A 23,486-nucleotide genomic window follows, 5' to 3' on the forward strand; every position below is an offset into this window, starting at 1 on the left:
TAAGGGGGCTGAAAGCATTGAGGCGCACCAACTCATTGAGTTTATGAGAAAAGTGGCGGAGACGAAGGGATTCGAACTCTCGAAACGGTTTCCTGCCTACTCCCTCAGCAAGGAATGGGCTGCGAAACCGAATTAAGAATTGCGAGCACCATGATCGCATAGGTGGATATTTAGGTGGACATCATTCGACTTTGAGTCGAATTTTACATAAAAATCTATAGGTTAGTTCTATCAAATGGTGCCCGGGGGCGAACGGAAAATCCTCATTATTTCAAACGGTTAGATCAACCTTCCCCGTGCGGCTAACAATTGAGCAACGATATCGAATGGGAAAACACATAGGCCTACCGTTCAAAACGACATTGAACTAAGGCGTGACGATCAAACTAACGGTTACTATGAAACCAATCCGTCGATAGCTCCAACGACCGCCGAAACATGCGAAATAGCGCGCTTAGCATCTTGTAGGCTGCAATCATACAGTGCGCCTGTTGCTGAATTGTAATCTGCATTGTGAACAATAACGTCTCGGCGATAAGCGATCCCGTTTAGTACTCCTTTGGCAGATTCGGATGTTGTTCCAATTGCTTCAGATATTTTTTTCCACTTGTTCTTTTGCCCCCAAACAAAAGCTAAACCGTCCGCAACATCGTCCGCTTTCTGAAAAGTGCGATAACGCACCATATTTTCTACCGCATTTTTAAATTCAACTACAGTTTGAGTAGAACTTGCGTTTTTGATCTTCAAGGCCGCGTCAAATGGAATTCCCTCATTCAACATTTTAGGCGTTAGAGGTAGTCCATTGGCATATTGCTCGATGGCCTTCTCTATAACAAGTTCGGAAACGAAATGATCCATTGCTGAAATTGACGCAACCCAAACGTAGCGCAAGCCAAAATCGGCTGTATATCCCTTGCCATCCAAGTATTCATACACTTGGATGGCCTCATTACATTGTTTGATGTGAGTATCGAAATTATGTTTCGCGGCAGTCATCAGAAATCAAAAGTTCTATTTTTGCGGTAATTGCCTCAAATATTTCATCAAATTGATTAATGTTCGGCAAGGCTTTTTCAAGAATAACACCTTGAATTCCATCAGATTTCAGCTTGTCTTCATCTAGAGCAAAAATCGGCACTCCAGAAACAGTGGCTGTGTGGATTAGTCCTTGAAAATCAGGAACACGACCTAGCGCATAAAGCCCAGTATTGTCATTCGTCAGGACGTGCTTCCATTTCTCGTGGGCTTCTTCATAGCACTCTTTTGAAGCTACCATTCCCGAAGCTGCCAATTTTGGCACTAAGTTTTCAGTGACACTTTGATCGATTTTTTTGATACGATCATCGAATTTTTTGGCTGCTTTGCTAGCATGCTTATTAAAACGAGCATTAATTGTGCCCATAAAAACCGGCATTGAGTCCCTCAAAGGGTAACCCGCATCGGCAAATTTTTCGATATTTGCAATCTTCCAATCGTGCCACTTGGTAAGATGGGTGCCCAGTGTTTCAACGGCCATCAGAGAAAATGGGTCGGGGTTTGTCGGCACAACAAATCCGTCGCACCCCATAAAAAAGTTTTGATTCAATGCACCCAAACCTGGGTTTAGATCGATAATTGTGTAGTCGATACCGTATTTCTCTTCGACCAACCCTATCAAAGCGTGGATTGCGCCGGGAAGATTCTTCAAGACAGATAGAGAACCACTTGTTTCTTGAGCCAAACTAAGTTGGCCCTCGTAAGCTGCTAGATCGGCATGCCCGGGCAAAACAAAGAGTTTGTCATTGTTCTCCGCCAATGGACACTCAAAAGCTTCCAACGCTTGAGGTCTACCCTCAAATACAGGAGCGACACCGTCCTTAATATTATTCAACTTGGTTGATGGGTCGTCGTAGTATGCGTCGAATCTGTCGTACCCTAGTGCTAAGGCGGTCAAATTAACTTGGGAGTCTCCGTCCACCAGCAAAACATTGTGGCCGTGCTGAGTGAGTTTCCAACCAATATTGTAAGCCGAAACGGTCTTTCCCGTTCCACCTTTGTGATTGAACATGGCTATTCGAGATACCACCGCACTCTCCCTAAAATTGTTTTCACGGAACCTATACAGCTGATTTCAAAATGGAAAGTCGAAAAGACTCGCAGTTGCTACTTACTTCGGTCAGCAAAATTGCAGCTACCTAGAATTGCGACGTTGGAACGGACTCGACCAACGCTAGACGTGTTGTTGACGTTCGACACTTTCAAGCCAGTCAGCCCACCATTGCATCATTTCTCGACGACCTTCCAAATATTGGGCTGCGTTGTATGTAGCTCTTACTTTGTTTCTAGGCACATGTGCTAACTGAGCTTCGATCCAATCTGGGTTCCAACCGTTTTCATTCAAATTTGTTGACGCTGTTGTTCTGAAGCCGTGGGGTACATGTTCATCCGAGTTGTAGCCTATCCGCCTGAGAGCCGAGTTCAGAGCACCAGCCGAGATTGCACGTTCCTTCTGGTGCTTCTGTGGGAACAGCCATTCATACGGTTCACTAAGTGGGCGAAGTTCATTCAAGATACCAACCGCTTGCTTTGCCAACGGAACAACATGCTTCCGTTTTGACTTCATCCGGTGGCTAGGAATCGTCCAGTTATCGCCTTCTATTTCTTCCCAACGAGCCAAACGAAGTTCCCCTGGCCGAGTAAATGTGAAAGCAATAAGCTGAAGCGCGGCCTTAATAGCTGGGTCACCGTGATAACCCCTTATCGACCGCATAAGTCCGCCTACATCTCTGGGTTCAGTAATGGCCGCATGATGCTTTGCCTTTGGAGGCATTAAGGCATCCTTCAAATCGTAGGTAATGTCACGTTCTGCCCGACCAGTGGCAACAGCAAATCGAAAAATTTGCCCCATCAAGGTCCGTAGCCTTGAAGCATTTTCAAAGTACCCAAGCGCCTCTTGCTCTCTTAAGATAGGAAGTAGGTCGGTTGGCTTAAGGTCAGCGACATGCTTGCTTCCAATCGTTGGAAGCGTTTTCTCAAGTAGGATTTCCATTTTCTTACGCGTCAGATTGGCCATTCCCTGCCGAACGCGCCTGTCCCTGTATTCACGTGCTATTGCTGCCCATGTATCTGGGTTCGCCTTCGGCTCATGCTTCTTTCGATACACATTCTTTTTGGGAAACGGATCAGTGTTATTCTTCAACGCCGTTTTTGCTTCATCGCGGAACCTGCGCGCTCTTTCTACTCCCAACTCAGGATAGACTCCCAATACTGAAGAACGCTGCCGACCGTTGAACCTGTATGCAAGCTTCCAGGTCTTCAAACCCGTAGGTGAAACCTCAATGAACAGTCCACCACCATCGGAGATTCGAAATCGTTTCGCTCTTGGTTCGATTCCAGCTAGCTCTGCTTCTGTGAGAGGCATGTGTTGCTCCCTGCTATTGCTTCACTGTAAAGAGCAACAATTGAGCAACATAAAAGCTAATTTGAACGCCACCATCACTTGTGCTCCCAGCGAACAGTATAGCAGATTATGCCTTTATTTATAAGGGCTAACGTTAGTCTTCAAACTGATGAAGTGGTGCCCGGGGGCGGAATCGAACCACCGACACGAGGATTTTCAATCCACTGCTCTACCCCTGAGCTACCCGGGCACGGGAACGATGTTCATCGTTGGGTGGAGGCCTTCTATGACTTGCTACCGGCAGTGTCCAGAGGCTTTTTGAGATTTTTTCAATGCGGCCGTTTCGGCATGGGATCTTCGGCTTCGACTTCGGCCTCAAGGTCTTCTTCGCGTTGCGACGGGACGGCGTATGAGCCGTTCAGCCACTTGGCCAAGTCAATGTCCGCGCAGCGTTTTGAGCAGAACGGGCGGAACTTCTGCGTCGTCTCTTCCCCGCAGTTCGGACAGTTCATTTCAGGATCTCCGCCAGCGGTAAACGACTGCGCTTGCGTTGAAGTTCAAAATGTCCCAGCGGGGTCCAGCCCGCCAGGATCGTCTCGTCCGGATCCGACTTGAAAGCAGCGCGTAGAGCGGATTCAAAGCCACGTCGGTCCTTCTTGGGCATCGGTGCCAGATCCAAGGTAATCTGCCCTGCCAAGCCACGCACACGAAGGGCCCGGGGCAACAACTTGGCACAAGCAAAATTGGCTTTGGTACCTGCTGCGAGAGACGTATCCGAACCGGTATTCACGTCCACCGCAACCAAGGCACGTGTGGGTTCGATATAGAGATGCCCACCTCCCGGCAAAGGCTCAGACGTACCGCGCACCACATCGAGTGCATCCAGTACACCGTGGGTTTCGAAACCACCGGCCTGAGTTACAACTTCAGCCGGGTCTGTCCAGTCCCGCCAGGCCAGGATATGCGGGCGGTCGCCTTCGCTCAGAACCTCTGGCTCGGTGCCGTCGTCAGTCATCACCTGTTCCGCTTGCGCCAACATGGCCGAGATGTCCTCGGCTATGTCATGCGCATCCGCACCCGCGCAGCAGGAGCGAAGGATCAGGCCATAAGGGCTGCCACCCATCTGTTCATGCGCAATTTCGAGCAACTGGTCGCGGGTGTCTTCATCCCTAATACTACGCGAAATGTTCAGGCCCGGAGCTTCGGGCGTAACTATAGCGTAGCGACTTTTGAACAGGATCCGATTGCTCACCGGGATGGCCTTGCCGGGTTCGGCATGGCCACTCACCTGCACCAGCAGCAAGGTACCGGGGGCCAAGCCCTTGACTTGTCGTAGGAAAGCGGGGCCGTCTGGTGTCGTCAGGAACATTCCCCCCTGCCCTTTGACCGGGCGGTCCGCGCGGGCGCGATAGATCGTGCCGGGGGTGGGTGCGTCGGCAGCAATCAGGAAGTCGTCAAGCTTGCCGTCGACCATAAGGGCCGCGGCTTCGCGATCCTGGATGTGGTCAAGAACGATGGTGCGACCCTTCATGGTGCCTCGCGATATAGTGGATAACCGATACCTTGCAGCAAAGCGGCGGTTTCGGACAGGGGCAGTCCGACGATGCCGGTGAACGAGCCCGAAATCCAGGGAATGAACGCGCCGGCGGGGCCCTGGATGGCGTAAGCGCCTGCTTTACCTTTCCAGTCCCCGGTAACCAGATAAGCGTTGATCTCGACATCAGACAGGCGTTTGACCTTAACCTGCGAGACCACGTCGCGTTGTAGTATTTGATCCCCGCGCCGTACGGCGACCGAGGTGATCACCCGGTGGCGACGACCGGACAGAGCGTGCAAAAACTCGGCGGCCTGACCTGTATCTTCGGGCTTGCCCAGAATGCGCCGCCCCAAAGCGACGGTGGTATCTGCGCACAACGTGATGTCATCGTCATCCGCTCGCACTGCCTGTACTTTCTCGCGAGTGATACGGCTGCAATAGGGAACCGGAAGTTCCCCTTTCAGTGGAGTTTCATCGACGTCAGGGGGGTGGATGGCATCGGGCTGCACACCAAGCTGGGCCAACAGGTCCAGCCGTCTCGGGCTGCCCGATCCTAAAATAAACGCCATTGCGGCAGGCGTTACTTGAAGCGGTAGTTGATCCGACCCTTGGTCAGATCATACGGGGTCATTTCGACCTGAACTTTGTCGCCGGCCAGAACACGGATGCGGTTCTTGCGCATCTTGCCTGCCGTATGTGCGATGATCTCATGGCCGTTTTCCAGCTCGACCCGAAACGTCGCATTAGGCAGGAGTTCCTTCACGACACCGGGAAATTCGAGCGTATCTTCCTTGGCCATGTTGTCTCCATCATTACGTTGCACCCGCAGAATCTGCGGGGATGTGCGCTTAAATGAGCCTATTTCGGCCTTATTTCAAGGGCAGATTCACCTAAAGGGCGGATATTGTGACCGATTCGACTCGGGGCCCTTGTTCTTCCCAGTGGGTTCGGTTCAACACGCGGCCATCGGCGCGGACCTCGGCAATGGCTGACAGATCAATCTCGGCATAGGTCCAGCCGGGCTGGTTCAGGGTGCCTTCGGCTAGCACTCCAGTGGCTGGAAAGCCCTTGTCCGGTGGGCCGAAAATGCCACCCATACCGGTGTTCATGTCCACGGCCTCGGACCAGTCGTTGTTGCCGACCAGCGAAGCCATGACCGTAACACATTGATTTTCCAACGCTCTTGACATCGCTCCGATACGGACGCGCCAGTAACCAGAAAGAGCTTCGGTGCAGGACGGGACCAGGATCAGATCTGCCTCGCTGAGCGCGCGCCCCAGCAAGGGGAATTCGCTGTCATAACAGATAAGCACCCCGATCCTGCCCAGCGCAGTGTCGAACAGCTTCAGCGGGCCGCCGGGGGCGATATCCCAATCCTCGCGCTCGAACCGGGTCATGATCTGTTTGTCCTGATGGTCGCAGCGCCCGTCCGGCGCATAGAACGCGGCGCGGTTCACCGGACGACCGTGACCCTCCACAACCGGGGCGGACGCGCCCAGAATGTAGGTGTTGTATGTTTTGGCGAGGTGGCAGTGCAGGGTTTGCACATCCCCCATACGGTCGGACACAGAATGGATCGAGCGCTCAAGATCCCCGGCCATCTCGACCCCGTCGAGGGTCGAAAGCTCCATAGCCCCGTATTCGGGAAAGACCAACAATTCGGCGCCCTGCCCTGCGGCTTCGGCAACCCAGCGGTCCAGCTTGTCTTCGTACTGTGCCCAACTGTCGAGCCAGCTGAGATTATAGGCGGCAGTGGCGACTTTCATGGTTTCGCATCCATTGGGACTAGGTCGCCGCGACACTAGTGGAGGACGGCGCGGCATGTACAGGGCATTTGTCTCCGCGCCGTCCATCTGACCTGCACCCGAACGCTGTGGAGGTTTCCCGAGACGCTGGTTCAACGATCAAACGTTAAACCGTCAAAAACCGACTTGCCACCATTCATGTTATAACATTGCTTGGACGACAATTTATAGCCGTACTGCCCGGTGTGATCCGGGTTAACGGCCACTTCTGGATAGACACACGCCCGGATTGGGTGGCCGAGTTTTCGCTGACAGGTGCCCTGTCTTCGGTTCAACCGCTGGGCACATGGTGGGCCAGCCGCTGCAGGGATTTCAATTCTGGTTGACCGGGCTTGCGCCCGAACAACTTCCAAAGGCCCGCGTGATCTTTCGACCGGATGCGGTGCGTGAGGCCGTATCAGAAATTTGCGAAACGTGGGGCATCTCACGTGGTGAAGAGCGTGATCGGCTGTTGGATGATATCGCGGCTCTGTCCGATATCTTTGCCAGTCTGATGAACGCAAAATGGCTGCGGCTGGACGTCGTGACGGCCAACGCATGCCACCGGTTTCACATTGGTGCAGTGACCGCGCGCCTTGTCTGCACCTATCGGGGCACTGGAACGCAATATGGGATCTCGGAGGCTAGGACGGACCCATCGCGCGTTTTCACAACCCCAACCGGCGCGCCGATTTTATTGCGGGACGCGCTCAGGCCTGCCGAACCAGACCCGGGCCTCGTGCACCGCTCGCCGCCAATTGAGGGCACGGGCGAAACTCGGCTGGTGCTTGTTCTGGATCCGATCCTTGACCCCGGCACCGAGTTGGGCCCGATTCTGGTGCACTGATTGAGCGCCCGGGCATTCCTTTTCACGCCCGGACCCGCTCGGCCCACCCACAGACGGTAACGTGAATTGGCATCTGCGGTTGGACATGGTTGAATATGTGCAGGAGGTCCGCGATGCAAAAACAGGAAGAGTTCGAGAAGTTCTACTTCGCCAAGGTTGGGATGGGCGAAGCCTGTGGATGCGCCGAGCGTGTCATTGACGTCTACGAGTTCAACCGCAAAGGCGGTCAGCAATACAAAACAGCGGTGAAACTGGAAAAACGCAAGCGCCTGTCGCTGCGGGCATGGGCTGTGAAATACGGCTTTCTAAGCCGCAGACGCGCGCCCTGACGGGGCACAGCGCGCGCGTGCTGGCTCCAACGCCTACAGGTCCCTGGTCCAGAACTGCAACGGCTTGAGCGTCTCGCCCTCCTCGCCCAAGTCCTTCCATGAAAACTGCGCGATAACGCCCGGCAAAGGCGCGTAGCCGCGTGCGCGCCAGAAGGCGTCAAGCGGGCGATACTGTTCGGGCCGCATGGGGTGATCAGCTGGGCGTTGCACGCTGCAGAAGGCAGATTTGGAGAACCCAAGACGGCGGGCGTGGGCTTCGCGTTCATCGAAGAACTTATGTCCTACACCCTGCCCCCGATACTCCGGCAACAGCACGGACTCTGCGCAATAGAAAATGTCATTCAGATCAAGGCCTGTCCCCTCGAAGGCCGCCGCGAAATCTTCGGCGTGATCGATCAGGGGAGCGCCGGTTGACGCGCCGATCAGGCGCTCCTTGTCGAAGGCGCCGACCACAATTGCTTTGTCGCTGTCGCGGTAGGATTGCAGGTATTTCCGTTCATACTCTAGATCGCCGTCATAGAGATACGGCCATGCATGAAACACCTTGATCCGCAAGCGGGCGACGTCATCCAGAGCAGATTCCAGCGCCGCTCCGGTCAGGGGGCGGACGGTGGTGACCTCAGCCATTCGAAACCTGTTTGGTCCAGTCTGCCAGGTTGTAGAAGGTGGTGACGCGGGTGAACTTGCCGTCTTTGAGGTCAAAGAACGACCCGGCGGGCAGGCGATAAGTCTGGCCATGCGCGTCAGGCAGGCCTCCGTCAGTTTCCAGATAAGTCCCGTTGACAACAAATTCAGCCGCCGCGCGGGTTCCGCCTTGGGCTTCGAACACAACGATGTCGGTCAGGTTCTCTTTGTAGCAGCGGCTCATATGGGCACAGAACGCTGCGAACTTGTCCTTGCCAGTGCGAATCTGGCCTTCGTTCACGTGATGGGCCACGTCATCAGACAGGCAGGCCAGCATCCCATCAACGTCACCGGCGTTGAAGGCGTCGAAATAGGATTTGACGGTCTGGTTCATGTTATCTCCGTAGGTTCGCCCCAGCGTGCTTTCAGATGCTGAATGATCTGATCGCGGCTTTGTCGATAATGGTGTAACTTCTGTTCGCGGGTCTCACCCATCCCCGTAGGGTCCATTATTGGCCAATAATCGACATCGAGATGAAAAACACGGGTCAGTTCCAATGCGCGGCGCTGACTGGCGGGCGAAAGCGCCACGACCAGATCAAACGAGCTAAGATCGTCGCCCCATTCCTGCATCTCGTCAAAGGAACGTGAGCGGTGGCGCGACAGTTCGACACCCACCTCATGGCACGCCGCGATACTAAACCCGTCAATTTCCAGGTCGTTATGCACCCCTGCAGACTGCACATAGGTGCCGGTGCCGTAAAACTTCTTCATCAGCCCCTCGGCCATCGGGGACCGAACCGAGTTGTGGTCGCAACAAAACAGGACCGACTGCGGCAGAGGCTTCACGCGTCAGCCTCCAAAATGCAACACGCAGATCAGCGTAAACAGGCGGCGGGCGGTGTCCGTGTCAATGTCAGCCTTCCCTTCCAACCGTTCCTGCAAAACGCGACTGCCTTCGTTGTGGATGCCGCGCCGGGCCATGTCGATGGTTTCGATCTGGCTTGGCGGCAGCGACTTCACCGCGTCGAAATAGCTTTCACAGATCTGGAAATAGTCTTTGACCACTTGCCGAAACGGACCGAGCGACAGGTGAAACTCAACCGCCTTCTGCTCTTCCTCTGTTGCAACATCAAAGACCAGGCGCTTGTCGCGGATCGACAATTGCAGGCGATAGGGTCCTTCAGGCACAGCCCGGTCATCGCGTTTGGGCAGTGCAAAGCTGTTGGCTTCCAGCAAATCATAGATGGCGACCTTGCGCTCCTGCTCGATCTCGGGGGTCGGCGGGGGCAGGTTTCGGTCATCCAGTTCGATATGCGAGATACGGGTCATTTTTACAGCAACAATCCTTGTGTCAGCACAGACCTATAACAACGAAATTCGCGGGGCAACGCACAGAAACGCCACATCAGCTCAGTCTTTGCGTCAATTCAATCATTCAGGCGGTTCAGACGGGCCGTAACCGACAGGCCATGCGCCTCAAGGCTTTCCGATTGGGCCAGCTGTTCGGCGGCTGGGCCGATGGCGCGCAGGGCTTCGGGGGTCATCTGGCTAAGCGTGGTGCGTTTGAGGAAATCCATCACGCTGAGCCCTGAAGAGAACCGCGCAGACCGGGCGGTCGGTAGCACGTGGTTCGGGCCGCCAACATAGTCGCCGATGGCTTCGGGCGTGTACTGGCCAAGAAAGATGGCACCGGCGTGGATTGTCTTTTCGCTCAACGCCACCGGATCAGCAACGCATAACTCCAGATGTTCGGGCGCGATGCGGTTGGACAAGGTTGCCGCCTCGTCCAGATCGCGCACGGTGATGACAGCACCAAAGTCACGCCAACTGGCCCCGGCGATTGCGCGGCGTTGCAGGGTCTCCAAGCGTTTTTCCACAGCTTCAGCCACGCCTTGCCCGAAGGCGGTGTCATCGGTGATCAGGATTGATTGCGCGCTTTCGTCATGTTCGGCCTGGCTGAGCAAATCCAGCGCGATCCAGTCAGGGTCGTTATACTTGTCGGCAATCACCAGAATCTCTGAGGGGCCCGCGATCATATCGATGCCGACCTTGCCAAAGACACGCCGTTTAGCGGCGGCAACAAAGGCATTACCCGGGCCAGTGATCTTGTCCACCGGCGCGATGGTGTCAGTGCCATACGCCAGCGCGGCAACAGCTTGCGCGCCACCGATGCGGTAGATCTCATCCACGCCCGACAGTTGCGCCGCCAGCAGAACCAGCGGGTTCACCTGCCCGTCCGGCGTTGGCACCACGATAGCCAGCCGTTCCACGCCCGCCACTTTGGCCGGGATAGCGTTCATCAGGACCGAAGACGGGTATGAAGCCAAGCCGCCCGGCACATAAAGCCCTGCGGCAGACACAGCCGACCAGCGCCAGCCCAGCGTCGCCCCGGCATCATCTGTCCAGCTGTGATCGGTAGGCATCTGCTTTTCGTGATAGGCTTGGATACGAGCCGCGGCCAGTTCCAGCGCTGCACGATCTGCGGTCGAGACCTGCTCCACCGCATCCGCGATTTCCTGCGCGCTGAAAGCCAGAGATTCCGGGGTCAGTTCCAGCCGGTCGAATTTTGTTGTTAGTTCGATGACTGCCGCGTCACCCCGGTTGCGGACATCTTCGATGATCTGTGCCACGACCGCATCCACATCCGGGCTGTCCTCGCGCTTGGCCGAGAGCAGGGTCTGGAAGGCAGTTTCAAAATCGGGCGACGTGGCGTCGAGGAAAACGGGCATGATCTGGCACTCCGGGCGTTGCGCCACGGGACATATCGCCCGCAGGGCGCGGCCTCAACCCTCAGTCCCGGGGGTGCAGCGATTTGCGCATGGGGAATTGCGGGATGCCGTTCCAGTCGCCCGATGTGTTCTGGGGTTGCCACCCGTGTTTCAGATAGAACTGGCGCGCGGTTCGGGTGGCATCCAGATGTGCCTCGATGCATCCGCACTCGGCCATTTTCTGCTCCAGCCGGTCGAGCAGTGCGGCACCTACCCCGAAGCCAATATGATCCGGGTCAACGTAGAGCAAGGTGATCTTGCCGGTTTCGAAAATTCCGCCGGCAGCGGCCACCTGCCCTTCGCGTTCGGCCAGCCAGATCTGGGATCCGGGCTTGAACCACCCTCGGATGGTCTCCGGGTCCTTGTTTGCGGTCCACTGTTTCAAGTGATCGGGGTCGTTGTTGTGATCGGCCACACAAAGCTGCGTGATCGACCGGATCAGAACCCGGCTGATGTCGAACACATCGAAAACGGTGGCCGGACGCAGCGCGATGCCTTCTGGCGATTTGGAGAACGCCTGAGAGATACCGCGCTTATTCTGCATTTATTCCGGATGATGCGGGGCCTGACCCGAGGGGGCCTGATACGGGCGCGTGACGTCCTTGAGGGTCACGTCGATAGCTTCGACCTTCAGGCGGATCACACCGTCACCTGCCAAAGTCAGCAAGATATGACCCGCGCCATCCTCGTCTGCTTCGAAATCGACCGACAGTAGGGACATGACCATGTCCTTCTCGCTGCGATCGATGCCCTGACTGGCCACGGACAGGACCGAATCGAAGACCAGCACGGATTGCACCCGTTCAAACGGGCGGTCACGGCGGGTGGCCGCATCTTTGTCTTCCCAGCGGAAGCGGTTCAGCAGAAGGCCAAAACGGCGCTGCGGCGGCTGCCATTTCATCTCGGTCACAGGGAAAACCGCGTCCTGCGCCAAAGTCGAGATCACCTGCAGGTCATCGCTGTCCTCAGCGCCCAGGTTCAGCGGGGCCTCGCGCCCGTCTTCAAAACTTGCGTCTGTCATTGACCCTTGATCCGTTCGATTCTTGCACCTACGCCTTCCAGCTTGCGCACCACATGCTCATATCCGCGATCCAGATGATAGACCCGGCTGACAGTTGTTTCACCCTCCGCCGCAAGCCCCGCCAGAATAAGCGAGACCGAAGCGCGCAGGTCCGTTGCCATCACAGGCGCACCTTTGAGGCTTTCAACACCCGTGACAGTGGCTGTACCACCATGCACCTCGATATTTGCGCCCATACGCACCAGTTCGGGCGCGTGCATGAATCGGTTTTCGAAAATGCGTTCCTCCAACACCGAGGTTCCTTCAGCGGTGCACATCAGCGCCATCATCTGCGCCTGAAGGTCCGTCGGAAAGCCAGGGAAAGGTTCTGTCACCACATCCACGGCCCGTACGCGGCCATTCTTTCGGGCAACATTCAGTCCATTTCCGGTTTCCGTGACGCTGACCCCAGCGGCGTCCAATTTCCTGGCAAAAGACTCGACCAGCGACATGCGCCCGCCCAGCAGTTCGACCTCGCCGCCGCAAATGGCCGGGGCCAGCATATAGGTGCCCAGCTCGATCCGGTCCGTAACAACCTGATGCGTCGCCCCATGCAACCGATCAACGCCCTGAATTTCGATGGTCGGGGTCCCCTCGCCCGAAATCTGAGCCCCCATTTTGCGCAGGCACTCTACCAGATCGACGATCTCAGGCTCGCGCGCGGCGTTTTTCAGAACCGTGGTGCCCTTGGCCAACGTTGCAGCCATGACGATGTTTTCAGTGGCCCCAACGGAGGCAAAGCGCATCTCATGCACCGCGCCTTTCAGCCCGCCCGGAGCCTTGGCGTGCAGATACCCGTCTTTCAGCTCGATCTCTGCGCCCAGCCCCTCAAGCCCCTCGACATGCAGATCCATCGGACGCGCGCCAATAGCGCAACCACCAGGCAGTGACACAACCGCCTGCCCAAACCGCGCCAGCAATGGGCCAAGCACCAGATTAGAAGCACGCATCTTACGTACGATGTCATAATCGGCAGTCTGACTGGTCAGGTTATGACTCGACATTGCGATCACCTGCCCGTCTTGCAGCGACGACACCTCGGCCCCCAGCGATTGCAGCAGGGCGGTCATGGTTTTTATGTCGCTCAACCGTGGCGCATTGGTCAGCGTCAGCGGTTCTTCGCTCAGAAGCGTCGCGGGCATCAGCGTCAGACACGCGTTCTTAGCCCCCGCAATCGGGATTTGCCCGTTCAGCGGGCCGTTGCCCGTCACAAGAATCGAATCCATCTGCTCTTATCCCTCGTCCTTATCGGCTTTGTCCCCGGGTGTCGCCCGCGCCTTGGCCTGCGCCTTGCGCCGCGCCATATTCGCCTTCAGCGCCGCCTTCAAACGCTCTTCTCTTGCGTCCCCGGATTTGCCTTGTTTTTTGGGTGAATTTTTTTCTGTCATAATCTTTCTCTACAGGAGGCGAAAAAAACCGTCCAGACACCCTTGCGCCGCGTTTCGTTTGAGTCTAATCACCCGCCCACAGCGCTGCTGTAGCTCAGAGGTAGAGCACTCCCTTGGTAAGGGAGAGGTCGAGAGTTCAATTCTCTCCAGCAGCACCATCCCCCACAAATCAATGTCCGAAACAGTAGTGAACGCTCCGATTTACGGGCATTTCTGCTGTTTCGCAGTCCTCCATCTGAAGTCCTACGCGACGAATTGAGGCAAAGATTAAGGAATAAGGGCATAAGAAACTCATGTATGACAAGTTCTCGTAATACTTATGCCAATTTCCATATCTATTGATGCATCATTCTGCCGATCTGTTGACTAGTCCAGTTTTAATGAGGGGGTATCTCGGCAGGGTTAGGGGGATGCCCGTTCAGGTTCACCGAGGACCACAAAGCGCGGCATCCCCTGCCGTATTGGATACCGAAATTATCTTTCACAAAGACTTAGTCGATCTTGTTGCGCTGCGCATGAGGGGTGACACCAAAGCTGGATCGGTACACGCGCGAAAAGTGGCCCGGGTTTTCGAAACCGCACGCGATGGCGATCTCGGTGACCGAAGCCTCGGTTTGCAGCAGCAACTTCTGGGCGCGCTCCAGCCGCATTTCCATAAAGTACTTCTTGGGAGAAGTGTTCAGGTACTTGCCAAACAGCCGCTCAAGCTGCCGGGTGGAAATGCCAAGCTCTTCTGCGATGAACGACGGTGAGACCGGAGTTTCGATACTGTCCTGCATGATATTGATCGCTTTGGCGAGGTGCGCGTTGCGCATCCCGTTGCGTGATTGCAGCGAAACCCGCTGCTTCGCCGTTGCATTTCGTACCGCGTTATAAACCATCTGATCTGCCACATCGATCGACAGTTCTTCGCCATGGTCGCGCTCGATAAGGTGCAGCATCAGGTCTGCTGTCGCAGTACCACCAGATGCAGTAATGTGCTTTTCGTCTGCCACAAACACGCTGCGGACCAGATTGACCTCGGGAAACGCCTCCATGAAGGCGTCGTGGTACTCCCAGTGGATCGCAGCCTGCATTCCGTCCAGAAAGCCGGCCTCGGCCAATACCCAGGCACCCGAACATAGGGCCCCGATCGGCGTGCCACGGGCGCGTTCGCGTCGCAGGGTTGCCAATAGGGGTCGGGTCACGTGCTTACGCATGTGAATACCCGACAGCACAAATAGCTGGTCGCATTTGGTCAGGTTTTCCAGCCCGGAATGCACCAGCGTGACTGATCCATTGGAACAAACTGCCTGTTCACCGTGCTCGGACACGAAGTTCCAGCTGTAAAGTTCTTCCCCGCTGACGAGGTTTGCAATCCGCAACGGCTCGACCGCGCAGGAGAACGCGAGGTGCGAGAACTCCTCGACCAGGACAAAAGTGATGCGCCGCGTCTTTGGCATGAGCTTTCCCGTTTTGATCTTGGGGCAGCGCCCGAAGGTGAGTCTATTTTGCGGGGGCCCATGCTGCACGGATTTTTTCTGTATAAAAGTAACATTTTCTTAGGATACATAACGGCGACCGCACTTGAATCGAACGCCATGCAGAAGGGACGAGCTCTGGGCATGAAAGACGAAGCCAAATCGCGCGAAGATGCGTTACGAGAGCATCTGAAAACATCCATCCTGACGTGACGATTGCAGCTAGGTACGGATCTGGACGGGGCGCATTTTTCCGATGATTTTGGCCTGTCGCGCACCCCGCTGCGCGAGGTGTTCCGGCATTTGGCAGGGGAAGGCTATCTTGATCTGCGCACAAGCCGCAGCGCCCGCGAATCCGAGATGTCTTATACCACGCTGCCCGACTTCTTCCTTGCCGCACCAATGGTGTACGGGGCGATCCTGCGTCTGGGCGCGCGTGAGATCGGTGCAGATGTGATCCTGCTGGCCAGCCCGCCCTATTCGGTACCAACCGACCGGGAAAACGCGTTGAACGCGCTGGCCTTCGACAAGGCCGCTGATCTTCCGGTGATGCTGTACAATTGTCCGCACCGCACCGGCACAATGATAGGTGGGGAATTCCTTGACCGCGTGGGCCGCAGCCGAAACTTCTGCGGCATCACGGAAAGCTCGGGCGACATCAACCGGATCCATCTGCTGGCCCGCGATGTTGCCGCTGATGCGGGTGTTGGAACAGGGTGGCAAGTTCATCCAGACCATCAAACACGGCATCACCATGAACGGGATCGACGCGGGCGCGAGGCGGACGAGGCAGTCGAATGACGCGATTTGAACCGAAAAGCCATCGCCTTTGCGACCGAGGTGGCTGCAGACTGCGCCCTGCCGCAGGAAATGTTCGACCCCTGCGGCAAATACAATGCCGCCGCGACCAAAGCGGGCGATGCGCATAATCGCGCCTTTGCCGAGCATCTGACCAAACTGGGCGCAGGCTGGGTGGTTCACACGGGCAAGGCTAAGGTCAGCACCGGACGGATTGTTCTGGCCAACAATGGCCATCTGGAAAGCTCTGGTTTTCTTCAGCGACAGCTTATGCACATCTGCCTTTACACCTCGATCTCGGCACCGTTGGCCGAGGCGCAGATCAAGACCCTGGGCGGGCAATCGCGCCGGTCGGTGACACCGGCGGATCCGATGGGCACATCGGTGCGGCGCATTTCCGGCAGCTATGGGCATCGCAGAACTGATGATGCAAGGTGGCTAAGAGATTGCGAAACACTTTCTGGCGCAGCCCGACCTTCAGCGCCTACCGCCCGAGCCATTCGCCTCGCTTGGCGCGAACAGTTATCTGGTCTGGAAAGAATGGCGATCCGGAAAAGAGTGACAAATAGGCGTCAAGGCAAGCTGAGCTTGACCATGCGCCCGCCATCCACCGTATAGACCTGACCGGTTATGAAGGCTGCGTCTTCCGAGGCCAGAAATGCAACCAGGGCCGCAACCTCCTCGGGCCGACCCGTGCGGGCGACGGGATGAATGTTGGCAATGTCACGGCGGAATGCAACGGGATCGGCCATAGACTCGATGAAATCTTCGTTTAGATCGGTATCTATCCAACCAGGCGCAACGGCATTGCAGCGGATGCCCTCACTCCCATGATCCACTGCTACGGCACGGGTCAGGCCGTGCAGTCCCGCCTTTGATGCGCAATAGGCAGCGTGACCCGTGTTGCTGCCCAAACCTTCGATTGATCCGGTGTTGACGATGCTGCCTTTGGTTTCGCGCAAATAAGGCAGCGCAGCTTTGATCATCAGGAACGGAGCCGTAAGGTTGACCATCAGGTTACGGTGCCAATCGTCAAGGCTCATGTCCTCGACCGTGGCTTCCTGCATCATTCCCGCATTGTTGACCAACACGTCAAGGCGTCCGGCTTGGGCAATCACATCGTCGATCACTTGCGCAGGGCTGTCAGGATCGGTGAAATCCGCAGCGATGCCGTGGAATTCCGTGTCCTCGCCTCGTTGGGCGGTGAAGACCTGTGCGCCGTCGTCCTGCAAACGTCGGGCGATGGCCTGGCCAATACCGCTGCGCCCGCCTGTGACCAACGCCACTTTTCCATCGAACCGCTTCATGAAACGGGTTTCCCTCCGTTGACCTCAACCAGCGTGCCGCAAACATAGCGTGACGCGTCCGAGACAAGGAACATGATAACGTCCGCGATATCCTCTGGCTCGGCTATGCGGCCCAGCGGCACGGTCTGGCCCAGCTCGGCCACGGCCGTATCGGGATCAAAGCCGCGCTTTTCAAAACCTGAACGCAGCATCGGAGTATTCACTTCGTTCGGGCAGACGGCATTAATGCGGATTCCCTGATGCGCGTGGTCCATGCCCATGCATTGTGTCAAAGAGGCGATGGCGGCCTTGGTCATGCAGTAGACCGCGTGACCAGGCCCCGGGCGCAGACCCCAGCACGACGCGGTGTTGACGATGGCGCCACCGCCAGTTTCAGCCATGATCGGAATTGCAGCGCGACAGACGCGGAAAGGGGCTTCGACATTGACACCCAGTGACAGCGACCAATCCGCATCGGATGTATCCGTGACAGACCCGCGCGTAATGACACCGGCGTTGTTAATTACGATGTCGAGCCCACCCAGCGCCGCAGCGGCGGCCTGAGGCAGGTTGTCGGCATAGTTTGGATCAAGCAGATCTCCGGGCAAATGCGCTTCGGCTTCGATACCATCGACTGAACGATCTGCGACGGAGACCCGGGCACCAGCTTCGCGCAAGCGTTGAACGATTGACGCCCCGATACCACCGGCTGCGCCAGTGACCAGAGCTGATTTTCCATTCAGGTTCATAAAGTCATCCACGACTAAAACGATGCAATCGGGTTGCCGAGTTGGCTTTCGTCAGGCACCACGCCCAGCCCCGGCCCGGTCGGCAGTTCGATATGTCCGCCTTTGATCTGAATGCCATTTTCGGGATCGTAATTTCCTTCGATATAAGGCGCGGCAAGCCAGACGCCTTCCAGAAGGTCGGGTCGCACGGTTGCGCCGATATGGGTGCAGGCTGCGGCGATGATGTCTCCACCCCAACTGTCATCACAGGTATGCGGCAGGTTGCGGGCCTCGCAGATATCGCGGAACGCGCGCATGTGGTGCAAACCGCCGATCCGAGTGACTTTCATCCCGAACCCGTCGACCAAACCCGTTCCCGCTGCCGAAATCACCGTGTTCAGGCTGGTGCTATTTTCGTCCATGTAGATGCCATGCGTGACCTGATGCCGGATCTTCTGCAGATCCTCGATGGTATTGCAGGGCTGTTCCATGATGAAAGGGATTTCCGGGCACTCGCGGCTAACCCGCAAAGCGTCGCGCGTGGTCCAGCCCCGGTTGCCGTCCACGGCCAGACGCACACCCGACCCTTTGACGACGTCCCAAACCTTGCGGATGGTTTCGATGTCAATCTCGACCGGGCGACCCCCGACCTTGATCTGCAGACGCGGGTAGCCTTCGGCCATTTTCTCGGCGACCAGTCGGGCAATTTCGTCGGGCGCGCCGACGCCAGTGGCATAGTAGGACGGCACCTTGTCCGTGGTTGCTCCACCCAGAAGATCGCAGACCGGAACGTTTAGATGCTTGCCCAACAGATCGTGCACCGCGATATCGATAGCCGCTTTCGCATACGAGTGCCCGTTCAACAGTCCATTCATCCGGCGGTGCAGGGTCAGGGGCAACGCTTCGGTGCCGACCAAACCGGGGGCCATTTCAATTAAAGCAGCGCGGGCGCCTTTTGCGTGCGCCTCAGCATAAGTCGGACCAACCGGGCAGGTTTCACCCCAACCTTCCAACCCGTTTTCGGCCACAACTTTCACCAGCGTGGTATCAAGCGACCAAACCTCGGCATTGGCCATAGTATAGGGTCCGTCTTTGACCGGCAGGTCGTGGCTGTAGATATGGAGTTCTGCGATCTTCATGTTGTTTACTTGTCCTGAACGAAAAAGGAGCCGCCCGGAATGCGGGCGGGCCAGTACGGGGAGTGTTTATCAGTATGTCTGGTTCAACTCATCTGCTGCCGGTATTTCCCTCTCTCGGCGGGCGATATAGTCCAGAAGGGCTTCGTTTTTAGCGTCGTCCAGTTTGGGTTCTTGATATTCAGCCAGCAATTTCCGGGCATGTTTCAGGGCGCGCTCGGTGATTTCAACTTCACCTTCCGCCACCCATTGTTCGATTGAGTTGTTGTCGAATAGTTCCGGCATGAAGAACGCGGTCTGGAAGTTTTCCTGCGTATGCGGGTGACCCAGATAATGGCCGCCGGGGCCGACCTCCGGAACCGCTGCCAAAGCCTGATCGAAATCGTGCCATTTCGGACCCTCGGCCATGCGATAGGCCATCGCGCATTGTTCCGCGTCGACGATGAATTTGGCGGTCGAGCAATGCATGCCCGCCTCGTTCCAGCCTGCCGAGTGCCAGATATAGTTCGCACCGGCATGCATGACGGCCTGTAGCGTGGTGGCAGATTCATAGCCTGCCTGCGCGTCAAACGTCTTGGCCCCGCCCAGCGTATTCGAGGTGCGCCATGGCACGTCATAGTACCGCGCCATCTGACCGATCATGAAATTCATCAGGCTGATTTCAGGCGTACCTGCCATCGGCGCACCGGATTTCATCGACACGGTCGACAAATAATGCCCCCAAATTGCCGGGCAGCCCTTGCGAACCACCTGTGTGTAGGCCAGCGCCGACAGCGCCTCGGCGGTCAATTGTGCCACGGTTGCGGGCACCGAGGCGGGCGTGTTGGCACCACCCAGAACGAAGGGCGAGCACAATACCGGCTGGTTGCGGCGGCAGAAGGCACGCATGGCGCCCAGCATGGTTTCATCCCAGACCAGCGGGCTGTTGCCGTTGCAATTGCCGGTGGTGACAGGGTGGCTGTCGATGAACTCGTCGCCAAACAGGATGGCGCACATATCCATCACATCCTCGGCGTTTTTGGGCGAGGTTGTCATGCCCATGAACATCTTGTCTGAATACTTCATCGACGAATAGGTAATGCGCAGATGGCGCTGGCTGATCGGGTGATCATACGGTTCGACAATATGGTGGGCCGAACTGTGCAGTGCGGGCATCATGTGCGACAGTTTGTGGAACATCGCCAGATCGTCCAACGTCGGGTTCCGGCGCACGTCATCCAGATCGCGCAAGAAGGGGGCCCCGGTCATCGGCACAAAAATTGAGTGCTTGCCGCCCAGCGCAAGGTTCTTTTGCGGATCGCGCGCATGGTACGTGAATTGCGCCGGAATGGTCGAAATCAGCTCGCGCACCATGTTGCGATCCAGATAGACCAGCTCTCCGTCAACTTTGGCGCCAGCTTTCTTCCAGTCTTCTAGCGCGATGGGGTCGCGAAACTGAACGCCGACGTTTTCCAGAATATCCATCGCGGCATTGTCGATGCGTTCGACCTGACTTCCGTCCATGACTTCACAGACAGGAATGCCCCGGGTCAGACCCGGCAGCATGGCAAAATTCGGAGCGGTACGTTGGGCGCGACGGGCGGAGCGTCCGCCGGACCGCGCGGCAGTACGAGTAGTCAAAGGGCAATCCTCCAATTTTCAAACAAATTGACGGATTCGCAGAGCGATCACCTCTCTGATTGCGATATGTGCTTGCAGGAAGCGACACTGGCCACATTCCGCGATTTTAGCTCGCGCAGCGCAAATGAACCTTTGTTTACCTTTCGTTAAGTGACCGGCTTCATAGTCAATCATGTGCATACATCTGCAACAGGTACCCGTATGGTTGTTTCGGGAGGGGCGCAGAAATGCACCACATGACAGAGATGCTGATTGTTGGCGCCGGGTTTTCTGGGCTGACGATGGCGCTTGAGGCACGCAAACGCGGTATCAAGGATATCGCCATTCTGGAAAAAGCCGATGATATCGGTGGTACGTGGCGCGAAAACACCTATCCCGGTGTCGCCTGCGATGTGCCATCGCATCTGTATTCCATGGCGACCCACCCTAATCCGCACTGGAGCCGCGCTTATGCCGAAGGCGCTGAAATTCAGGCCTACCTGAAGGATGTCGCGCAGCGAGAGGGGCTGTATGACCTGTGCCATTTCGGGCAGGAACTGAAATCGGCCAGATGGGATGGCGCGCGCTGGCAGGTTGAAACCGTCGACGGGCGGCTGTGGTCGGCCCGGTTTCTGGTTTCGGCCATCGGAGCGTTGCATCATCCCAGCATTCCAAATCTTCCCGGCGCGGACAGTTTTCCCGGCCCCTGTTTCCACTCGGCCCAGTGGGATCACGACGTTGATCTAACTGGAAAACGCGTGGCGGTTGTGGGCAACGGGGCGTCGGCCGTTCAATTCGTACCAGAGATTGCCAAGGTTGCGCGTCACGTCACCATCTTTCAGCGCAGCGCGCCTTACGTCATGCCGCGCCCGGATGGCCCAATCGCGCCTTGGGTGCGCAAGCTCTATGCCCGCCTTCCCTTACTGCCGCGTATCCGGCGCAAACTGATTTTCATGTTTTTCGAGTTCCGCCACCGCGTATTCAGGGGAGAGGAACGGGCGATGAACTTTGCCCTAAAGATGTGGTGCAAATCGCTGGAGGGGGCGATTACCGACCCCGAAGAACGGCGTATTCTGACACCCGACTATCAGATTGGTTGCAAACGTATCCTCAGCTCGAACGACTGGTATCCAACCCTGGCCCGCGACAATGTCAGCGTTGTGCCAAAGGGTGTTGCCCGCATCGATGGGGATACTCTCATCGCGTCGGATGGCACTGAAGTCCAAGCCGATGCGCTGATCTGGGGCACCGGGTTTCACGTGACCAATGTGGTCGAGCGGCTGGACATCACTGGCGCAGATGGCGTGACACTACGAACAGCCTGGGCAGACGGTATGAACGCACATCTGGGCACAGCAATTGCAGGCTTTCCTAATTTCTTTACTCTTCTGGGCCCGCATACAGGTCTGGGCCACAACTCGGTCGTGCTGATGATCGAGGCGCAGGTCGGTCATATCGGCCGCGTCCTAAGCGAGATGCAGCGTAAGGGGTTTCCCGCAATCACACCTGATGCAACGAAACAGGCGGGTTTCACGCAAGAGATGCAGGACCGTCACGCCGACAGTGTCTGGCAGACTGGGGGATGTACATCCTGGTACATTGACGAAGACGGCAAGAACACGACTTTATGGCCAGGGACTGTTGGCGAATTTCAAGCGCGTATGGCACAGTCGGGATTGGAACAATACACCCTCGTTGGGCAGGAGCCAGCCAAATGACACTTATTCTAAGCCTGATTGCAGCCTGTGTCATTTTTCTTCTGGCTATGGCTCTGTGGACCCGGCTGATTACGCGTCAGGGGCTTAGAACCGTGCCACAAATGGGCCAGATCGTGCCTGTGCAGGGCGGCAGCATCCACTATGTGGAAAAGGGCAATCCTGACGCACAAACGCTGGTCCTTATCCATGGTTTGGCGGGACAATTACAGCATTTCACCTACGCCTTGGCCGATCAACTGGCCGAAGAATACCACGTCATTGCGCTGGATCGTCCCGGCTGCGGATATTCAACCCGCGACACGGCAGAACTGGCACAATTGCCGCATCAGGCGGCGATGATTGCCGAGTTTCTCGAGATCAAAGGGGGGGATCAGGCCGTACTGGTCGGGCATTCACTGGGCGGCGCGGTGTCGCTGGCGCTGGCTTTGGACCACCCCGAACGAATATCGGGGCTGGCGTTACTGGCCCCCGTGACGCACAGGCTGCCCGAAACACCGGTGATCTTTAAACCGCTCAATATCCGGTCAGAATGGCTGCGTAGCCTGATCGCCAACACAATTGCGGTGCCCATGGCCTCAAAAACAGCGCCGTACAGTCTGGGCGTGGCATTTGGCCCTGAAACCCCACCAAATGACTTTCTGGACCGTGCAGGCGGTGCGCTTGGGTTGCGCCCATCGGCCTTTGTCACGGCCTCGCAAGACGTTGCGGGGCTGGATGCCAGTTGCGATGCGCAGGTTGCCAGATATCCCGAACTGTCCGTGCCCGGGGGTATATTGTATGGCCGTCAAGACGCGCTCCTGTCCCCTGCCCTTCACGGGCCACCGATGACCAAGTTTGGCCTGAGTTATGAAGAACTGGACGGTTTAGGGCATATGATCCTGATCACGGAACCAGAGATATGTGCGGCGTTTATCCGCAAGATGGTGAACGCCACGACCGCTTCGAAGCCGCCCAAGCAGAACCGGGTGCCTGATCCTTTGAAAGAAATCCCCAAGTAGCGTGATTTCCCTCTTGACCCTCACCGGCCCCTCGCTTACATCGC

The 23,486-nt window shown here is 56.7% G+C and carries 27 protein-coding genes, 2 tRNA genes and 2 pseudogenes; 8 read left to right on the top strand and 23 right to left on the bottom strand.

Features of this window, described 5'->3' with window-relative positions:
* Positions 1 to 396: 396 nt before the first annotated feature.
* The 9 genes from ALB80_RS18085 to ALB80_RS18125 all read right to left on the bottom strand — a co-directional run bounded on the left by ALB80_RS18085 (position 397) and on the right by ALB80_RS18125 (position 6,682).
* A complete protein-coding gene (locus ALB80_RS18085; RefSeq protein WP_050605502.1) occupies positions 397 to 996 on the bottom strand; it encodes a hypothetical protein in 600 nt (199 codons plus the stop codon).
* Positions 977 to 2,047, bottom strand: coding sequence for a ParA family protein (locus tag ALB80_RS18090; protein ID WP_050605503.1), 1,071 nt, complete (start codon positions 2,045 to 2,047; stop codon positions 977 to 979). The genes ALB80_RS18085 and ALB80_RS18090 overlap by 20 nt, the downstream gene beginning before the upstream one ends.
* A gap of 162 nt (positions 2,048 to 2,209) precedes the next feature.
* The gene (locus ALB80_RS18095) at positions 2,210 to 3,400 is read right to left on the bottom strand and encodes a tyrosine-type recombinase/integrase (RefSeq protein WP_050605504.1); all 1,191 of its coding nucleotides are present in this window, start codon (positions 3,398 to 3,400) and stop codon (positions 2,210 to 2,212) included.
* A gap of 154 nt (positions 3,401 to 3,554) precedes the next feature.
* Positions 3,555 to 3,629 (bottom strand) — tRNA-Phe (locus tag ALB80_RS18100).
* A 79-nt stretch (positions 3,630 to 3,708) separates the two neighbouring features.
* Positions 3,709 to 3,891 carry a DNA gyrase inhibitor YacG gene (locus ALB80_RS18105; RefSeq protein WP_050605505.1) on the bottom strand — a complete coding sequence of 61 codons (183 nt, stop codon included), beginning with the start codon at positions 3,889 to 3,891 and terminating at the stop codon, positions 3,709 to 3,711.
* On the bottom strand, positions 3,888 to 4,910 hold the full coding sequence (locus ALB80_RS18110) for a ribonuclease E/G (RefSeq protein WP_050605506.1): 1,023 nt from the start codon (positions 4,908 to 4,910) through the stop codon (positions 3,888 to 3,890). The genes ALB80_RS18105 and ALB80_RS18110 overlap by 4 nt, the downstream gene beginning before the upstream one ends.
* Positions 4,907 to 5,485, bottom strand: coding sequence for a nucleoside triphosphate pyrophosphatase (locus ALB80_RS18115; RefSeq protein ID WP_050605507.1), 579 nt, complete (start codon positions 5,483 to 5,485; stop codon positions 4,907 to 4,909). Before ALB80_RS18115 ends, ALB80_RS18110 begins: the two co-directional genes overlap by 4 nt.
* An 11-nt stretch (positions 5,486 to 5,496) precedes the next feature.
* Positions 5,497 to 5,715 carry a translation initiation factor IF-1 gene (infA, locus tag ALB80_RS18120; RefSeq protein ID WP_005978431.1) on the bottom strand — a complete coding sequence of 73 codons (219 nt, stop codon included), beginning with the start codon at positions 5,713 to 5,715 and terminating at the stop codon, positions 5,497 to 5,499.
* Between the two features lie 91 nt (positions 5,716 to 5,806).
* Positions 5,807 to 6,682: a carbon-nitrogen hydrolase family protein gene (locus tag ALB80_RS18125; RefSeq protein WP_050605508.1), complete on the bottom strand. Its 876-nt coding sequence runs from the start codon at positions 6,680 to 6,682 to the stop codon at positions 5,807 to 5,809.
* A gap of 215 nt (positions 6,683 to 6,897) precedes the next feature.
* Here ALB80_RS18125 and ALB80_RS21950 point away from each other — a divergent pair.
* The 3 genes and pseudogenes from ALB80_RS21950 to ALB80_RS18135 form a co-directional block, all read left to right on the top strand.
* Positions 6,898 to 7,020, top strand: a pseudogene (locus ALB80_RS21950) (GTP-binding protein); the annotation flags it as partial.
* On the top strand, positions 7,008 to 7,547 hold the full coding sequence (locus tag ALB80_RS18130) for a DUF1826 domain-containing protein (protein WP_050605509.1): 540 nt from the start codon (positions 7,008 to 7,010) through the stop codon (positions 7,545 to 7,547). The pseudogene ALB80_RS21950 and the gene ALB80_RS18130, both read left to right, overlap by 13 nt.
* Before the next feature lie 113 nt (positions 7,548 to 7,660).
* Complete coding sequence (locus ALB80_RS18135) at positions 7,661 to 7,876, top strand: hypothetical protein (protein WP_050605510.1); 216 nt, start codon at positions 7,661 to 7,663, stop codon at positions 7,874 to 7,876.
* Between the two features lie 33 nt (positions 7,877 to 7,909).
* Here the strand turns inward: ALB80_RS18135 and ALB80_RS18140 are convergent, their stop codons facing one another.
* The 9 genes from ALB80_RS18140 to ALB80_RS22445 all read right to left on the bottom strand — a co-directional run bounded on the left by ALB80_RS18140 (position 7,910) and on the right by ALB80_RS22445 (position 13,719).
* Positions 7,910 to 8,503 carry a GNAT family N-acetyltransferase gene (locus ALB80_RS18140; RefSeq protein ID WP_050605511.1) on the bottom strand — a complete coding sequence of 198 codons (594 nt, stop codon included), beginning with the start codon at positions 8,501 to 8,503 and terminating at the stop codon, positions 7,910 to 7,912.
* Positions 8,496 to 8,894 (bottom strand): ketosteroid isomerase-related protein, encoded by a 399-nt coding sequence (locus tag ALB80_RS18145; protein WP_050605512.1) that lies wholly within the window; start codon positions 8,892 to 8,894, stop codon positions 8,496 to 8,498. The genes ALB80_RS18140 and ALB80_RS18145 overlap by 8 nt, the downstream gene beginning before the upstream one ends.
* Positions 8,891 to 9,349 (bottom strand): low molecular weight phosphatase family protein, encoded by a 459-nt coding sequence (locus tag ALB80_RS18150; RefSeq protein ID WP_050605513.1) that lies wholly within the window; start codon positions 9,347 to 9,349, stop codon positions 8,891 to 8,893. Before ALB80_RS18150 ends, ALB80_RS18145 begins: the two co-directional genes overlap by 4 nt.
* 3 nt (positions 9,350 to 9,352) lie before the next feature.
* Positions 9,353 to 9,832: a UPF0262 family protein gene (locus tag ALB80_RS18155; RefSeq protein WP_050605514.1), complete on the bottom strand. Its 480-nt coding sequence runs from the start codon at positions 9,830 to 9,832 to the stop codon at positions 9,353 to 9,355.
* A 98-nt stretch (positions 9,833 to 9,930) separates the two neighbouring features.
* Entirely contained in the window at positions 9,931 to 11,232 is a 1,302-nt protein-coding gene (gene hisD, locus ALB80_RS18160; RefSeq protein ID WP_050605515.1) for a histidinol dehydrogenase, read from the bottom strand.
* A 61-nt stretch (positions 11,233 to 11,293) separates the two neighbouring features.
* Positions 11,294 to 11,815, bottom strand: a complete 522-nt coding sequence (locus tag ALB80_RS18165) for a GNAT family N-acetyltransferase (RefSeq protein ID WP_050605516.1) — start codon at positions 11,813 to 11,815, stop codon at positions 11,294 to 11,296.
* Positions 11,816 to 12,292 carry a DUF2948 family protein gene (locus ALB80_RS18170; protein ID WP_050605517.1) on the bottom strand — a complete coding sequence of 159 codons (477 nt, stop codon included), beginning with the start codon at positions 12,290 to 12,292 and terminating at the stop codon, positions 11,816 to 11,818.
* Positions 12,289 to 13,557 carry a UDP-N-acetylglucosamine 1-carboxyvinyltransferase gene (murA, locus tag ALB80_RS18175; protein ID WP_050605518.1) on the bottom strand — a complete coding sequence of 423 codons (1,269 nt, stop codon included), beginning with the start codon at positions 13,555 to 13,557 and terminating at the stop codon, positions 12,289 to 12,291. The genes ALB80_RS18170 and murA overlap by 4 nt, the downstream gene beginning before the upstream one ends.
* Before the next feature lie 6 nt (positions 13,558 to 13,563).
* The gene (locus tag ALB80_RS22445; RefSeq protein ID WP_172677916.1) at positions 13,564 to 13,719 is read right to left on the bottom strand and encodes a hypothetical protein; all 156 of its coding nucleotides are present in this window, start codon (positions 13,717 to 13,719) and stop codon (positions 13,564 to 13,566) included.
* Between the two features lie 83 nt (positions 13,720 to 13,802).
* Between ALB80_RS22445 and ALB80_RS18180 the strand changes: the two genes are divergently transcribed.
* A tRNA-Thr gene (locus ALB80_RS18180) sits at positions 13,803 to 13,877 on the top strand.
* 333 nt (positions 13,878 to 14,210) lie between these two features.
* Here the strand turns inward: ALB80_RS18180 and ALB80_RS18185 are convergent.
* Entirely contained in the window at positions 14,211 to 15,161 is a 951-nt protein-coding gene (locus ALB80_RS18185; protein ID WP_050605519.1) for a GlxA family transcriptional regulator, read from the bottom strand.
* Between the two features lie 378 nt (positions 15,162 to 15,539).
* Here ALB80_RS18185 and ALB80_RS21955 point away from each other — a divergent pair.
* Both ALB80_RS21955 and ALB80_RS18195 read left to right on the top strand, forming a co-directional pair.
* Positions 15,540 to 15,963 (top strand): annotated as a pseudogene (locus ALB80_RS21955) (dihydrodipicolinate synthase family protein); the annotation flags it as partial.
* 23 nt (positions 15,964 to 15,986) lie between these two features.
* Complete coding sequence (locus ALB80_RS18195) at positions 15,987 to 16,595, top strand: hypothetical protein (RefSeq protein WP_050605521.1); 609 nt, start codon at positions 15,987 to 15,989, stop codon at positions 16,593 to 16,595.
* Here ALB80_RS18195 and ALB80_RS18200 read toward each other — a convergent pair.
* From ALB80_RS18200 to ALB80_RS18215, 4 genes are all read right to left on the bottom strand, one after another.
* On the bottom strand, positions 16,550 to 17,284 hold the full coding sequence (locus ALB80_RS18200) for an SDR family NAD(P)-dependent oxidoreductase (RefSeq protein ID WP_050605522.1): 735 nt from the start codon (positions 17,282 to 17,284) through the stop codon (positions 16,550 to 16,552). The genes ALB80_RS18195 and ALB80_RS18200 overlap by 46 nt on opposite strands.
* Positions 17,281 to 18,012, bottom strand: a complete 732-nt coding sequence (locus tag ALB80_RS18205; protein WP_050605540.1) for an SDR family NAD(P)-dependent oxidoreductase — start codon at positions 18,010 to 18,012, stop codon at positions 17,281 to 17,283. The genes ALB80_RS18200 and ALB80_RS18205 overlap by 4 nt, the downstream gene beginning before the upstream one ends.
* Positions 18,013 to 18,026: 14 nt before the next feature.
* Positions 18,027 to 19,130, bottom strand: a complete 1,104-nt coding sequence (locus ALB80_RS18210) for a mandelate racemase/muconate lactonizing enzyme family protein (RefSeq protein WP_050605523.1) — start codon at positions 19,128 to 19,130, stop codon at positions 18,027 to 18,029.
* 69 nt (positions 19,131 to 19,199) lie between these two features.
* On the bottom strand, positions 19,200 to 20,747 hold the full coding sequence (locus ALB80_RS18215) for a trimethylamine methyltransferase family protein (RefSeq protein ID WP_083445356.1): 1,548 nt from the start codon (positions 20,745 to 20,747) through the stop codon (positions 19,200 to 19,202).
* 227 nt (positions 20,748 to 20,974) lie between these two features.
* On the opposite strand from ALB80_RS18215, the gene ALB80_RS18220 reads away from it, so the two are divergent.
* Complete coding sequence (locus tag ALB80_RS18220; protein ID WP_050605525.1) at positions 20,975 to 22,444, top strand: NAD(P)/FAD-dependent oxidoreductase; 1,470 nt, start codon at positions 20,975 to 20,977, stop codon at positions 22,442 to 22,444.
* Complete coding sequence (locus ALB80_RS18225) at positions 22,441 to 23,442, top strand: alpha/beta fold hydrolase (RefSeq protein WP_050605526.1); 1,002 nt, start codon at positions 22,441 to 22,443, stop codon at positions 23,440 to 23,442. Before ALB80_RS18220 ends, ALB80_RS18225 begins: the two co-directional genes overlap by 4 nt.
* The last annotated feature ends 44 nt before the right edge of the window (positions 23,443 to 23,486 follow it).

This window comes from Ruegeria sp. 6PALISEP08 (genome assembly GCF_001238295.1).
In the GTDB taxonomy this organism is placed as follows: domain Bacteria; phylum Pseudomonadota; class Alphaproteobacteria; order Rhodobacterales; family Rhodobacteraceae; genus Ruegeria.